Here is a 13,273-nt window from a genome sequence, read left to right as displayed (position 1 = left end):
GACGGGCCGGTGACTGAAGAGTCCGGTTCCTCGGCGCCACCATTCCGTCGTCCGCTCCCCCGTCGGGCCCTCGCCGCCGGCCTCACCACGCTCGTCCTCGCCGGTGTGTGGGTCTGGGCCTCCGAAGGGTTGCCCGAGGTCGTCCTCCCCTCCCCCTGGGCCACTCTCCGGGTGATGGGCGAACTCGCCGCTGACGGGACCCTGTTCGCCGAACTCGGCACGACTCTCCTCCGGGTGCTTCTAGGCGTCGGCATCGGCGTGGCCGGTGGGGTGGTCGCCGGGGCGCTGTCCGCCTCCTCCCCGGTCGTGGCCGGGGCGCTGGACCCGGCGCGGGTGCTGCTGACCGGCGTACCGCCCGTGGTCGTCGTGATGATGGCCATGATCTGGCTCGGGCCCGGTGGCACGGTCGTGGTGCTGGCCGTGGTCGCCGTCGTCCTGCCGCAGACGCTGGTCGCCACCCAGGACGCGGTACGGCGGGTCGATCCCGACCTGCTGGAGATGAGCCGCGGCTTCCATGTGCCCTGGCACTGGCGGGTACGGCATGTCGTCCTGCCGTCCGTGGTGCCGCCGGTCGTCGCGGCCGTCGCGGTGACCCTCGCCGGTGGGCTGCGGCTCGGGCTGATGGCCGAGGTGCTGGCCGCGTCCGACGGCGTCGGCGCCGCTGTCGCCCAGGCCCGCGGCTATCTGGAGACCGCCGAGGTCTTCGCCTGGGCCGGAGCCGCCGTCCTGTTCGCCATCGCCGTGGACGCCCTGGTGCTACGGCCCCTGCGTTGCCGTACGTCCGCCTGGCTGCCGGTCTCCTGAACCCGGCCCGGCGCCCCACCCACTGGGAGCCACCTATGCAGACCGTCCCCGACTCTCCCCCGGCCGACCCTGTCTGTCCCCCGGCCGTCCTCTCCATCGCGGAGTGCACGGACGCCATCGACCTGCTCCTGCGCAAGGTGGCGTGGTTACGGACACTGGCCGGCGACCGTTACCCCCTCTACGCCCACCAGGGCGACTGGACCCTTTCGCGGCGCGGTTCCTGGACTCCCGGTTTCTGGGCCGGGCTGCTGCGGCTGGCCGCCCGGATCGCGGGGGACCGTGCGGACCGGCGATGGGCGGACGCGGCCGTCGGCCGACTCGCCGAGCGGCTCGGCGACGACACGGTCACCCGGTCCATGACCTTCTGGTACGGCGCCGGGACCGACCGCCCCGACCTCACCCGCGAAGCCGCCCGCCGACTGGTCGCCACCGCCGACCCGGAGCGGGGGCTCATCCCGGTCGGGACCGCCTGGGACGCGGACGGGCGGCGAGTGATCGAGGTGGACTGCTGGGGGTCGGTCGTTCGGCTACTGGTCCTCCACGGGGAGGAATTGGGGTCCTGGGCCGGCACATCAGGTCGAAGGCGCGCTGCGCGGCCCCTAGCCAGTGCATGGACCGCAGGGTGCGAGAGCGCGAGGTGCACGGCGGACTGCTCAGCGAGCGCCAGCTCATGCGCGAGCACGTCTTCCTCTCCTACAGCCAGATCAGCGCCGCCCGTGAACTGACCCTGCGCGCGGCCGAAGCCCTCGACCAGGGGCGGGACGCGCGGGTGGAGGTCGCCACCACCAAGGTGGCCGCCTCCCGGGCCGCCAACGACGTCGCCGACCGAGCGGTGCAGGTGTTCGGTGCCGAGGGCCTCTCCGACGATCAGCCGCTGTCCGCCATCGCCCGGCGGCTGCGCACCACCCGCATCCTCGACGGCCCCGACCAGGTCCACATCACCAGCCCGGCGAGCTGTCTGCTCCAGACCTTCGCCTCGACCCCGTCCTTCGACTTCACCCACACCGGCGGCGATCCCACCCATTCCGCCGACCCCCTCGACCACGTACTGGAGGCGACCGCCCCATGACCCCTCTGTCCCCTACCTCGATCCTCACCCCCGACACGGCCGTCGAGGCCGCCCGCGCCCTCGTCCCCGCCCTGCGGGAACGGGCCGTGGACGCCGACGCCGAGCGGACCGTGGCCGGTGAGACCGTCACGCTGCTCGAAGAGGCGGGCCTCTTCCATATCCTTACCCCGGTCGAACTGGGCGGCTCGGGCCTGGACTTCGAGACGGCGTTGCGCACCACGGCCGAGCTGTCCCGGGGCTGCGCCTCCACCGGCTGGCTGCGGGCCGTGATGGGCGGCAACACCTGGGCCGTGGCCCAGATGGACGAGGCCGCCCGGAAGGAAGCGCTGGGCGAGCCCGGCCAGCGGATCGCCCTCCAGTTGCGGGCGAGTGGTCCGGCCGCCGAGCGGGTGTCCGGCGGCTACCGGCTGCGCCAAGTGCGTGGACGGTTCTGTAGCGGCATCGACCACGCCCGCTGGATCCTGGCGGGCCTCGACATCGAGTCCGCCGAGCCCGGACGGGCGGCCGAACCCCATGTCGTCCTGATCCCCGTCGAGGACGTCACGGTCCTGGACGACTGGCACACCTTCGGCCTGCGCGGCACCGGCAGCCGCTCCTTCGTGATCGAGGAGGCGTACGTCCCCGAGTACCGGGTGCTGCCGCAGAGCGAACTGGATCCACTGACCGCGATCCGGCCCCGTCCGGCCGGCCCGGTCTACCGGATGGCGTTCACCGCGATCGGCACGGTCGCCCTGACCGGCGTACTCCTCGGCACCGCCCGTGCCGCCCTCGATCTCTACACCGGGACCGGTCGGCACAGCGCCGCCGTGGACGTACCCGAGCTGACCGGGACCGTCGACGCGGCGGAAGCCCTGCTACTCACCGACCTCGCCCTGCTCGCCCGGTCGTCCGTTCCCGGCGGCACCCGCGTGGAGCGGGCCCGGACCCGCCGGGACATCGCCTGGGCGGGCGGGCGCTGCCGGGACGTCGTCAACACCGTTTTCCAGAACTCCGGTTCGGGCGGGGTGTACGACAGTGCACCCCTGCAACGCGTCTGGCGCGATGCCCACGCTGCCGCGCTGCATCCGACGTTCGATCTGACCCGATGGGGCGGACACTATGCGGCCGTCGTGGCGGCGGAGGGGGTGCCGGTGGAGGAGATGGCGGTGGACGGAGGGACGGCAGATGAGGAGAAGGCGATGGGCCCTTGTTTCACGTGAAACGAGGACCTCGGTTTCACGTGAAACGGCGGCATGTTTCACGTGAAACATCCGAGAGGCGCGCAGCGTGCCCACCAACCCCCGCCTCCTCAGTCCCCTGGCTTCCCGAAAGTCCCCCGACCGCTGTGCGGAGGCCGCCGGGCCGGGATGTCCCTGGACCTGACCCAGGTCGTCTCCTCCGGAGCACGGGGCGGCGAAATGGTGCTGCTGAAGTGCTCGGTACGGCGGTGACCGGCGCCATGGCAGAGGCAGCGGCCTCCGTCCTGGTCCTGGTCGCCCACCCCGACCTGCGCCGCTCCCGCGTCAACGCGGCCCTCGCCGATGCCGTACGGGGACTTCGGCACACCACCGTCCACGACCTGTACGGCAGCTACCCCGAGCGCCGCATCGACGTGCCACATGAGCGGGCGTTGCTGGGCGCTCACGACACGGTCGTCCTTCAGTTCCCCTTCTACTGGTACTCGACGCCGCCGCTGCTCAAGCAGTGGCTCGACGAGGTCGTGCCGTACAGCCGGGTGTACGGCGGGAAGAGTCTCCGACTCGCGGTGACCACCGGGTGCGCGGCCCACACCTACGGCCCTGACGGCCGTGCCGGTTTCACGATGACGGAGTTGCTGCGTCCGCTGGAGGCCGTGGCCCGGGTCACCGGCATGCGGCTGGGCGCCCCGTACGTCGTGTACGGGAGCGGGGAACTCACCGACGAGGAGCTGAAGCTGGCCGCCGAGGGCTATGCGGAGCTGCTGGCGGAGTGAAGACGTCCGACGAGGCACGGTCGCCAAACGCGGCCGGACCTGGGAATGCCCTGTCTGTACAGGTACGCAAGATCGCCAATGGGCGACGATGTCAAAGGGGAGACACAAAGATTAAGGAAGAGCCAAGGAGACGGAAGGGTCGAGGGGAAGGAGGGAGAGCCTGGGAGAAGTGTGGGCGGTGAGGAGGAGAAATGAGGTCCGGTGACGGGGGAAGCGCGGCCGGCAGGAGGACAAGAGGGACAGGCGAAGGGAGGGGCTGGGGAACGCGGCGGGGCGGCTCAACGCTGGAGCGGGGCCGTGAGGAGGGCGCCTGAGGCGTCCGTGGAGTCTGTGGCGGCCGCGGAATCTGCGGCGTTCGTGGCCTTCGTCGTCCCCTTGACGCCCGTAACTTCCGTGGCTGCCTCAGCCTGCGTGGCTGCCTCAGCCTGCATGGCTCCCGCTGCCTGCGTGGCGCCCGTTACCTCCGTGGCCCGCGCTGCTCCCGTAGCTCCCCCGGCCCGCACAACTCCCCCAGCCCGCGTAGCTCCCGTGGCTCCCGTGGCTGGCGTTGCTCCCGTAGCTCCTGTGACCCTCGTGGCACCCACGCCATCCCCGCCATCCCCGCTGCCCCTCGCGTCCGTACCGTCGACGGCTTTCTGGGTGTCCGAGGAGCGGGCCCCGTCGTCGCAGTGCTGGTCCACAGGGCTGACGGCATCGCCGGCCTCGCTCGTGGTGTCCGTGAGCGGGCGGTGGCGGCAGCTCGGGGACTTGCCGTGGGCTTCCGCGCGGATCCGCTGCTTCATCGTCGGTGGTAGCGACGTTGCCCTGGACCCGGCCCGGTGGGAGATCGCCGGCAGCGCGGTGACGGTCTCGGCGCTGGTGCGGGCGGCCTCGGTCTGCGGGGCCGCCGATGCGGCGGTGGTCGTGGTGGTGATGAGTCCCAGCGCCGTGCACAGCGCGAGGAAGGCGGTGACGATGGCGGTCCACACCGTCATGACCTTGTTCCGGGCCATGGCCCCTCACTTTCAGGTTGGGCGATTTGCGTACTTTCCTCATGATGTGTATGGGGGTCGCGAAGTGGTGGACCGACGCTCGCGGCGCGTTGATCGTCTGATGAACACCACTCGGATGGGCGCAAGGCCCTGAAAAGGGGGAGAAGACGGTGGAAGTGCGGACATAGTGACCGTCCGTAGGGGTGTGATCACCCTCCGATCGGAAAGTCGGTGTCCTCTCCTATCGCGGCTTGAGGGCCGGGAGTTGAGGGCCGCGACAGGTCACATACCGATATCGGCCGGTGTGTATAGTCGGGCGGCAGAGGTCCCCTACGTCAAGGAAAGACGAGGTCGCGCGGTGAAGAAGCTTCTCCTGGTCGTACTGGCCGCCATCGGCGGGCTCCTCGTGTACCGCCAGATCCAGGCGGATCGCGCCGAGCAGGATCTGTGGACGGAGGCGACTGACTCCGTGCCCACGGGTTCGTGAGCATCGACATCCAGTTCTGACAGTTCTGACAGTTCTGAGTGATCGGCGTTCGGTCCTGAAAACACCGATGACCGGTCCTGAAAGACCCCGGCCGCCCAAGCGGTCGGGGTTTTGCGTGTGTGGGGCGATGCGGCGCGGCAGGATGGCCCAGGTACGGAGTACAGGGCCGACTGGTGGCGAGGAGTGGCGCGTGATAGGGCGGCGGCGTACGACGTGGACGGGCGCGACGGCGGTCCTGTGGACGACATGGACGCTCCTGGTTCCCCATCCGGCGTACTCCGCCGGCAGTTCCGTGCCCTCCGAGGGCGGGTACGCCTTCGCCGAGGAGGTTCGCGCGGTGGAACCGGCCGGGTCCACCATCGACGCGGAGCGCCTGGAACCCGGCACCGCGTACCGCAGCACCCTCCCGCCCGAAGGCAAGATCTACTTCCGCCTCGAACTCGACGCGACCTCCACCACGTACGTCTCCGCCACCGCCGTACCGCCCGATGACTCCCAGGTCGTCACGGCCGACGGGCTCCGGGTCACCGTGGAGGACACCGACGGTGACTCGTGCTCGTACGACACGGAGACCATCGGCGCGGCCCGCAGCCCGCACCCGATCGTGGCGTGGGGTGCCCGCGAGGCCGGACCGGGGAGCAATCGCTGTGAGGGGGAGGGCACCTACTACGCCGTCGTGGAGCGGGTTTCCTCGGCGTCCTCCGCGCCCGACACCTGGGACCTGGACCTGGCCGTGGTGTCCGAGCCGGGGCTGACCGAGTCCGGCGGGACGCAGGCACCCGAGAGCTGGAACTCCGCGTCGCCGAAGGCGGTGACCGGCGATCCGGTCCGCCGCGAGGGTGGCGCGGGCTTCGCGTCGGCGACCCCGCTCGGCGAGGGCGTCTGGGAGGACGCGATCACACCCGGGCAGACCCTTTTCTACGAGATCCCGGTCGACTGGGGTACTCAGCTGTCGGCGACCGCCGAGCTGAGCGGTTCGGGCGAGCAGGGCGCCTATACGTCCGGCGCGCTGGATCTGACCCTGCACAACCCGGTGCGTGCCCCGGTCGAGGACGCGAGCGCCGGCTACAGCGGCCGACAGGCGTCGGCCACGCTGCAACCACTGCCGCCGGTCGAGTACGACAACCGCCATGCCATCGCGGGGCGGGTCAACGGCATGCGGTTCGCGGGCTCGTACTACCTGGTCGTCCACCTATCCGAACAAGTGGCCGAGCGGCTCGGTGGGGGGCCGTTCGGGCTGACACTGCGGGTGGGCATCGAGGGGGCCGCACAGTCCGGACCGGGGTACGAGGGAGAGCCGACACCGGAAGGGGTCTTCACGGCCGAGGGAGCGGCCGACGGACAGGGTGGCGGCACGGGAGCGTCGGTGGAGGACGGTGTGCCCAGCGCCTCCGGCGGTACGACGGGCGGCGACGGGACGATGACCGCCCTCGCCGTGGGAGGCATCGGCGCGGGGAGCGCGCTGCTGGCGTGGCTGGCCCTGTGGACGGTGACGGCGCGGCGCAGGGGGACGGGGCGGCGGACGGCGGTCTGATGCATCGTCCGTACGGGGTCGTGGGGTGGGGTGGAGTGGCGCCGGGTCGGATTCAGATGCGGGTCAGCGCCCAGAAACCCACGGCGTAGCAGGCCAAGGCCAGCAGCAGCACGGGGATCGCGACCTTGGCGGGCGGGCCGGTGCGGCTCTTGCGGCGCCGGTCGGCACGGTGTCGCGGAATTGCCTGTGCGGGAGTGGGAACCTGCGGGTCCTGAGCGGTGTACGAAGCAGTAGAGGCTTCGATACGAGGGCGGGGGGCCAGGACGTGAGTGGATTCGTGGGGGTGATGCGGGGGCGCGTGCTGGGGGTGCGGTTGTGGCTGGTGATGGGGCTGGGGGGGTGGCTGCGGCGGGAGGAGTGGGGGAGCCGGGGGCTGGGACTGCGCCTGAGGTCGAGGCTGCGGCTGCCCGGGGGCCTGGGCCCGGAGTTGGGATGTGGTGGACTGCGGCGGCGGAAGGTGGAAGCTCCCGGTGTCCGACATGCTGACCGGCGGCGCGACGGAGGGGTGTGGGTCGGCGGGGTGCCGGTCAGATGGGTGAGAGACGGGGGAAGGAGAAGGGGGAGAGGCGGTGGGCTGACGGGGGTCAACGCCGTTGGAGCCAGTACCGGTTCCCATACCGGTTCCCATACCGGTGCCTGGACCACCGCTAGCTCCGGCCCCCGAACCGACTCCGGCTCCGGCTCCGATTCCGGCTCCGGCTCCGGCTCCGGCGCCCGATCCACCCGCCCGCGGATCGAGAGACAGGGACCCGGTGCCGGGCCACACCCCGGAGGCCCCCGTGCCGGTCCCGATGCCCATGCCCATGCCCATGCTCGTGCCCGTGCCCGTTCCCGTCCCGGGGTCAACCCCCGACGCCGGCTTCAGCGGTCCTTCCGGTGCGAAGCCGCCGGGGAGGGGACCGAGTTGGTCGAAGATCTCGACCTGCTCGTCGTCCGGCCCTGGTTCAGGTAGCAGCTCCGCCGCCGCGGCCAGCGCCTTGCGCGCCCCCGTGGCGGTCCGGAAACGGGACACGGGGTCCGGCTGGAGCAGCGTGGCGACGACCTGCCAGAGCGGCTCGGGAATCCCTTGGGGCGCACCGGGGGTGCCATGCGCGGCGAAATACTGGATGAGCGCCTTGGCGTCCGGCTTGGCTCCCTCCAGGAGATACAGCGCGACGAGTCCTACGGCGAACAGGTCGGCCGGGAAGTCGGGTTCCGCGCCCATCATCTGCTCGGGGGCGAGATAGCCGGGCGTGCCCACCACGAGGTTGGTCTCGGTGAGGCGGGGTTCGCCGAAGCGCATGGCGATGCCGAAGTCCGACAGCCGCAGTCGGGGGCGGGCGGTGCCGGTGGCCTCCAGCAGGATGTTGGCGGGCTTGATGTCGCGGTGCACCACCCCCTCGGCGTGCACGGCGGCGAGCCCGGACAGCAGCTGGTCGAGCAGGGTGCAGACGAACGCGGGTGGTAAGGGCCCGTAGTCCCCGATGAGGTGGACCAGCGAACCGCCCGCCACCAGGTCCATGGTGAACAGGACCTTGTCGTCATCGGCGGCCCAGCTGGCGGGCGCGAGCACATGGGGATGGTCGATCCGCAGAGCCTGTTCGCGCACGAAGCGCAGCAGGGAGTGGGCGTCGCTCTGCTGGAGCACCTTGGCGGCCACATAGCGGCGACGGCGGTGGTCCCACGCACGCCAGACGGCGCCGACCCCTCCGCGCCCGATCGGGTCGACCAGTTCGTACCGTGCGGCGAAGACCTCACCCATGGCTGTGCGCTGCTCCTCCCCTCGGGCGGCCCTTCTCGTTCCCCTCTGCTTCCCCCGTCAGGAGCGCCATGACCCCTTCGGTTCCCCACGTTTCGGCCCGCGATCGAGCCCGTGTTCCGGTCCCACGTCTCAGCCCCAAGCTTTCTGCCCTACGATCCGGGGTTCGCCGTACCCGACGCCCCCGCGAACCACGCCCCGGCTCGGCTCGGCCCGGCCACCCAGGGAGTTCTCCCGGACGGCACCGGGAACCCTTCCCCGACCACCCTGGTCCCCGACCACCCCGGTCCCCGACCACCCGGGAAATCCTCCCCGCGTCCCCTGCGAACCCGCCCGACACCCTTCGAGAACCCACCGGGCTCCTACCAAACCCCACCCCCCGGCCGTTCCGGTCGCCGTACCCCCGTTCGGCGACCGGAGGACCGGTCAGTTCTGGTGGGACTGGTAGTGGGCGACCGCGTCCGAGGTGCGGCCGGCGCCGTAGACGCGGAGGAACTCGGCGAGTTCCGGGTGGCTGGGTGCCAGGGTGTCCGCGGCGTCGATGATGTCACCGGCGGCGGCCACCGACCGCAGCAGGGACTGGATCTCACGCACCACACGCTTGACCGTCGGAGCACCTGAACTACTCGTCGTCTGTGTGGTGTTGCTGAGCACTGAGCCCCCTTGGGATTTCTTGATCTCGTCCATGCGCTCGGTGGCCTCGGCCGCGCTCACGCTGCCGTCCGCGACCTGGCCGGCCAGCTCCTGAAGCAGCTGCACCCGCTGGACCACGGCCGGATTGCCGATCTTCGCCCGCTGACCGCTCATCAGCTGGGACAGCATCGGTGCGGACAGTCCCAGGACCCCCGCGAGACGAGCCTGGTTGAGCCCCAGGTCGTCGATGAGCTTACGGAAGAGTGCCCCCAGCGGCTCTCCGTACCAGTTCCGCTGCAGTTCCCGCGCTCTTGCGGTGGCTTCCTGCTGTGCGGCGTCCATTGCGTCTCCCCATCGCTTTCCCCAAAACGGCGGTTCGCTGTCGCGAACCACGACGAGCATCTTACGGAGAGTGGTCGCCTGCGGGGACCCCCCAATCTTTTTGCGAGAAACCGGGGGCGACCCGGTACTCTGGTCTGCGGCGCCTGCCGGTGTGGTTCGAACCGGCTTGATGCCTCTCTTCCGGGGCCTTAGCTCAGTTGGTAGAGCGCTGTCTTTGCATGGCAGATGTCAGGGGTTCGACTCCCCTAGGCTCCACACAGTCCGACCGGCCGGGCCCCCCCCCGGGGGTCCGGGCGGTCGGGGGTTGGGGGGGGTTTGCCGTGGCGTCGGCGGACGCGGAGCGATTGCAACAGTTTGCGCAAATGTTTGCGCCGAAGAGGGTGGCGGGTGTGGCCCGAAGGGGCGGCACCGGGTGTGCCGGGGGTCGGGCGGGCCGCAGGGGGGCCTATATCACCAGGCCAGCGGGATCTGTGTATGGGTTGTGAGGTGTTGTGTCAGTAAGTCTGTACGGAACCTGCACATGTCAGACGTTGCAAATGTCATCAGGAGCGTGCTGGCGAAACGGCACCACGTGCGAGGGGCGGGAGACGTTGAAGTCTCCCGCCCCTCGCGCGGAGTTGGGCCCCGCCGTGCCTGGGCCGCCGTTCGGATGAGGACTCAGTTGCCCTCGTCGCGCTTGGCCGCTTCCTCCTCGGCCTCCTTGGCCTGGACCTCGGGGTCGAGGGCGGACTGGCCGCTGCCGTCGACGGAGGCGAGACGGCCGGACTCGGGGACCTCGGTGGCGGCCGGGGGTTCGACCAGCCAGTCGGGGTTCGCCTGCTTGTCCCACCACTTCCAGGCGGCGAAGGCGCCGCCCGCCAGCACACCGAGGACCGCGACGACCTTCACCGCGCGGCCGGCCCTGGAGCGCCGCTCGTGCTTGCGGACGAGCTTCTGGATCTCCTCGGCCGTGACCCCGCCGCGCAGGGCGGCGAGGGCCGCGGAGCCGCGGCTGGCGGCCTCGTCCTTGACGGGCGTGGCGGCGGCCATGGCCTGTTCGATGCGGGGACGGGAGTACTCGGCGGCCTGCCGGGCGGCGACCCGGGCCTTGAGGGCCGCCTCGTGGGCTGCGTAGTCGACCTTCGGCGGGACATGGGTGCGGGCCTGTTCCAGGCGTGGGACGAGATGGGTCTCGTACTGGACGCGGGCCTGGTCGGCGGCCTGCGAGACCTTGGGCGCGAGCCGTACGCGGGCCTCCTGCGCGTAATGCGCGGCCCGGTCCTTGGCCGTGTCGGCGTAGGGCGCCACCACGTCCGCGGCGTGCAGCACGCTGTCCCTCGCCGAGCCGGTCGCGGCGCGCACGCTGTCGATGCGGGTCACGGGAATCCTCCTCCTCGGTGGCGTACGGTATTTCGACTTTCCACCCTTTTACGGATCATGCCTGCCGGGCGGGCGCGAGGCATGCGAAGGCGGGCATCCGGGTCATGCGTACGGCCGTGCAACGCCGTACCGGACCGTCGGTCGAGCAGTCGAGCAGTCGAGCGGTCGAGCGGTCGAGCAGTCGGCCGGGCGGCCGTCGGCCGGCCGGCAAGCGATCACATGCCATAGCGGATGAATCAAATGCAATGGCGATGAATGATGAATATTGGGCAACAGGAGCTTGTCGTCGACAATGCCACGGATCGTCGCCGCGCGCGCCCGTGTGGCGGCGGCGAGGCCGGTTTTTCGCGGGCGATGCGCCCGTCTCGCGCAAGCGATGCGCCGCTGAGCGGGACCGGAAGCGGGTGCCATGCGACGTGGCGTGCGGTCCGTGCGAGGATCGGGGAGTCACAGGAAGACAACGGAAGGCAGATCGTGGCCGAGCAGCTTTACGCCACCCTGAAGACCAACCAAGGCGACATCGAGATCCGGCTCTTCCCGGACCACGCGCCCAAGACGGTCAAGAACTTCGTGGAACTCGCCGGCGGCGAGCGTGAGTGGACCCACCCCGCCACCGGAGCGCGGTCCACGGACAGGCTCTACGACGGCACGGTCTTCCACCGGGTGATCGACGGGTTCATGATCCAGGGCGGTGACCCGCTGGGCAACGGGACGGGCGGTCCCGGATACCAGTTCGAGGACGAGTTCCACCCGGAGCTGAAGTTCACCAAGCCCTACCTGCTGGCCATGGCCAACGCCGGGCCGGGCACGAACGGCTCGCAGTTCTTCATCACCGTCTCCCCGACGGCCTGGCTGAGCGGCAAGCACACCATCTTCGGCGAGGTCACCGACGCGGCCAGCCAGAAGGTCGTGGACACCATCGCCACCGCCCAGACCAACCCGCGCACCGACCGCCCCGTGCAGGACGTGGTCATCGAGCAGGTCGTCATCGAGAAGCGCTGAGGCCACGGCCGAGGCCGGTACCGGGACCCGTCGCGACGCGGCCCCGGCATGTTCCAGAGGGAACAAAAAGCCCCGCTCATCCGTAATGATGAGCGGGGCCTCGTATTGCCCGCCGACGATACGTGAGGGGATCGCATGGACCAGGCGCCGGGCAGCCCGCAGGGCCCGGGGGAGCAGTCTCCGCCGCCCGCACAGAGCCTGCCCGTCTGCTATCGGCACCCGGGCCGGGAGACCGGCGTGCGCTGCACCCGCTGTGAGCGGCCGATATGCCCCGAGTGCATGGTCAGCGCGTCCGTGGGCTTCCAATGCCCCGAGTGCGTGCGCGGCGGTTCCGGCACCGGACACGCGCCGAGCGCCTCCACCCCCCGCACCCTCGCGGGCGGCACGATCGCGGCCGATCCCCGGCTGCTCACCAAGATCCTGATCGGGATCAACCTCGCGGTGTTCATCGCGGTCCAGGTGCGGCCCTCGCTGCTGGACAGCCTGGTGCTGATCGGCCAGTGGCCGCCGGCGCCCTGGATGCCGACCGAAGGGGTCGCGGAGGGCCAGTGGTACCGCCTGGTGACCTCGATGTTCACGCACGAGGCGATCTGGCACATCGCGTTCAACATGCTGAGCCTGTGGTGGCTCGGCGGCCCGCTGGAACAGGCCCTCGGCCGGATCCGCTACTTCGCGCTCTACATGGTCTCCGGACTGGCGGGCAGCGCCCTGACCTATCTGCTGGCCGCGCCCGGTTCGGCCTCGCTCGGCGCGTCCGGCGCGATCTTCGGCCTGTTCGGCGCCACGGCGGTGCTGATGCGCCGGCTCAACTACGACCTGCGGCCGGTACTGGCCCTGCTCGCGATCAACCTGATCTTCACCTTCACCTGGAGCAATATCGCCTGGCAGGCCCACATCGGCGGCCTGGTGGCCGGCGTGATCGTCGGCTACGCCATGGTCCACGCCCCGCGTGAGCGCCGGACCCTGGTGCAGTACGGCACCTGCGCGGCGGTGCTGGTCGTGGTGATCGGCATCACGCTCCTCAGAACGGCCCAGCTCGTCTGAGGGTCCGCCCGTATCCCCTGTCGGGCTCGCGTGTCCCCTTCCCGGGTCCGTGCCCCCTCTCGGGTTCCCGTGCCCCCTCTCGGGTCCCCTGTCCCCTGTCCGGGCTCCCGCATCCCCGTTGAGCCCGCCCGCACCCCCGTTGTCCACAGCGCGTGCCCGATCTTGTGCATAGCGTGCGGGAACAGCTGTGCCCCCTGTCACCGACCAGTGTTTATGCAGGTCAGGCAGGGGGCGAACAAGCTTGCGGGGCGTGGTCCGACAGTCGTACCGGCGTCAACCCCCGAGAGGTTATCCACAGATCTTCGTCTTTTCCCCAGGCGAGATGTGGAAATTCCGCAA

General features: G+C 70.7%; 12 protein-coding genes and 1 tRNA gene. 9 read left to right on the top strand and 4 right to left on the bottom strand.

Annotation, left to right across the window (positions count from 1 at the left end):
• Positions 1 to 9: 9 nt before the first annotated feature.
• The 4 genes from ACFRFC_RS12540 (at position 10) to ACFRFC_RS12525 (ending at position 3,824) form a co-directional block, all read left to right on the top strand.
• Complete coding sequence (locus tag ACFRFC_RS12540; RefSeq protein WP_382682668.1) at positions 10 to 804, top strand: ABC transporter permease; 795 nt, start codon at positions 10 to 12, stop codon at positions 802 to 804.
• A gap of 622 nt (positions 805 to 1,426) precedes the next feature.
• Complete coding sequence (locus ACFRFC_RS12535; protein WP_382682671.1) at positions 1,427 to 1,873, top strand: acyl-CoA dehydrogenase family protein; 447 nt, start codon at positions 1,427 to 1,429, stop codon at positions 1,871 to 1,873.
• A complete protein-coding gene (locus tag ACFRFC_RS12530) occupies positions 1,870 to 3,072 on the top strand; it encodes an acyl-CoA dehydrogenase family protein (protein WP_382682674.1) in 1,203 nt (400 codons plus the stop codon). The genes ACFRFC_RS12535 and ACFRFC_RS12530 overlap by 4 nt, the downstream gene beginning before the upstream one ends.
• A gap of 239 nt (positions 3,073 to 3,311) precedes the next feature.
• Positions 3,312 to 3,824, top strand: a complete 513-nt coding sequence (locus ACFRFC_RS12525) for an NAD(P)H-dependent oxidoreductase (RefSeq protein WP_382682676.1) — start codon at positions 3,312 to 3,314, stop codon at positions 3,822 to 3,824.
• A gap of 278 nt (positions 3,825 to 4,102) precedes the next feature.
• On the opposite strand, the gene ACFRFC_RS12520 is transcribed toward ACFRFC_RS12525, so the two are convergent.
• On the bottom strand, positions 4,103 to 4,606 hold the full coding sequence (locus ACFRFC_RS12520) for a DUF6344 domain-containing protein (RefSeq protein WP_383112617.1): 504 nt from the start codon (positions 4,604 to 4,606) through the stop codon (positions 4,103 to 4,105).
• A gap of 547 nt (positions 4,607 to 5,153) precedes the next feature.
• Between ACFRFC_RS12520 and ACFRFC_RS12515 the strand changes: the two genes are divergently transcribed.
• Both ACFRFC_RS12515 and ACFRFC_RS12510 read left to right on the top strand, forming a co-directional pair.
• The gene (locus tag ACFRFC_RS12515) at positions 5,154 to 5,282 is read left to right on the top strand and encodes a DLW-39 family protein (protein WP_217788237.1); all 129 of its coding nucleotides are present in this window, start codon (positions 5,154 to 5,156) and stop codon (positions 5,280 to 5,282) included.
• A gap of 190 nt (positions 5,283 to 5,472) precedes the next feature.
• Complete coding sequence (locus tag ACFRFC_RS12510; protein WP_382682681.1) at positions 5,473 to 6,816, top strand: hypothetical protein; 1,344 nt, start codon at positions 5,473 to 5,475, stop codon at positions 6,814 to 6,816.
• A gap of 52 nt (positions 6,817 to 6,868) precedes the next feature.
• Here ACFRFC_RS12510 and ACFRFC_RS12505 read toward each other — a convergent pair whose 3' ends face one another.
• Together ACFRFC_RS12505 and ACFRFC_RS12500 are read right to left on the bottom strand one after the other, a co-directional pair.
• Complete coding sequence (locus tag ACFRFC_RS12505; RefSeq protein ID WP_382682684.1) at positions 6,869 to 8,557, bottom strand: serine/threonine-protein kinase; 1,689 nt, start codon at positions 8,555 to 8,557, stop codon at positions 6,869 to 6,871.
• A 423-nt stretch (positions 8,558 to 8,980) separates the two neighbouring features.
• The gene (locus tag ACFRFC_RS12500) at positions 8,981 to 9,529 is read right to left on the bottom strand and encodes a helix-turn-helix domain-containing protein (protein WP_382682687.1); all 549 of its coding nucleotides are present in this window, start codon (positions 9,527 to 9,529) and stop codon (positions 8,981 to 8,983) included.
• Positions 9,530 to 9,711: 182 nt separating this feature from the next.
• Here ACFRFC_RS12500 and ACFRFC_RS12495 point away from each other — a divergent pair.
• Positions 9,712 to 9,784 (top strand) — tRNA-Ala (locus ACFRFC_RS12495).
• 402 nt (positions 9,785 to 10,186) lie between these two features.
• Here the strand turns inward: ACFRFC_RS12495 and ACFRFC_RS12490 are convergent.
• Positions 10,187 to 10,888 carry a DUF5324 family protein gene (locus ACFRFC_RS12490; protein WP_382682689.1) on the bottom strand — a complete coding sequence of 234 codons (702 nt, stop codon included), beginning with the start codon at positions 10,886 to 10,888 and terminating at the stop codon, positions 10,187 to 10,189.
• Between the two features lie 474 nt (positions 10,889 to 11,362).
• On the opposite strand from ACFRFC_RS12490, the gene ACFRFC_RS12485 reads away from it, so the two are divergent.
• Positions 11,363 to 11,890, top strand: a complete 528-nt coding sequence (locus ACFRFC_RS12485; RefSeq protein WP_382682691.1) for a peptidylprolyl isomerase — start codon at positions 11,363 to 11,365, stop codon at positions 11,888 to 11,890.
• 135 nt (positions 11,891 to 12,025) lie between these two features.
• Positions 12,026 to 12,934: a rhomboid family intramembrane serine protease gene (locus tag ACFRFC_RS12480; RefSeq protein WP_382682693.1), complete on the top strand. Its 909-nt coding sequence runs from the start codon at positions 12,026 to 12,028 to the stop codon at positions 12,932 to 12,934.
• Positions 12,935 to 13,273 lie beyond the last annotated feature (339 nt).

Source organism: Streptomyces sp. NPDC056734, from assembly GCF_042790455.1.
Classification (GTDB): Bacteria; Actinomycetota; Actinomycetes; order Streptomycetales; family Streptomycetaceae; genus Streptomyces.
This window is presented reverse-complemented; position numbering and strand designations above follow the sequence as displayed.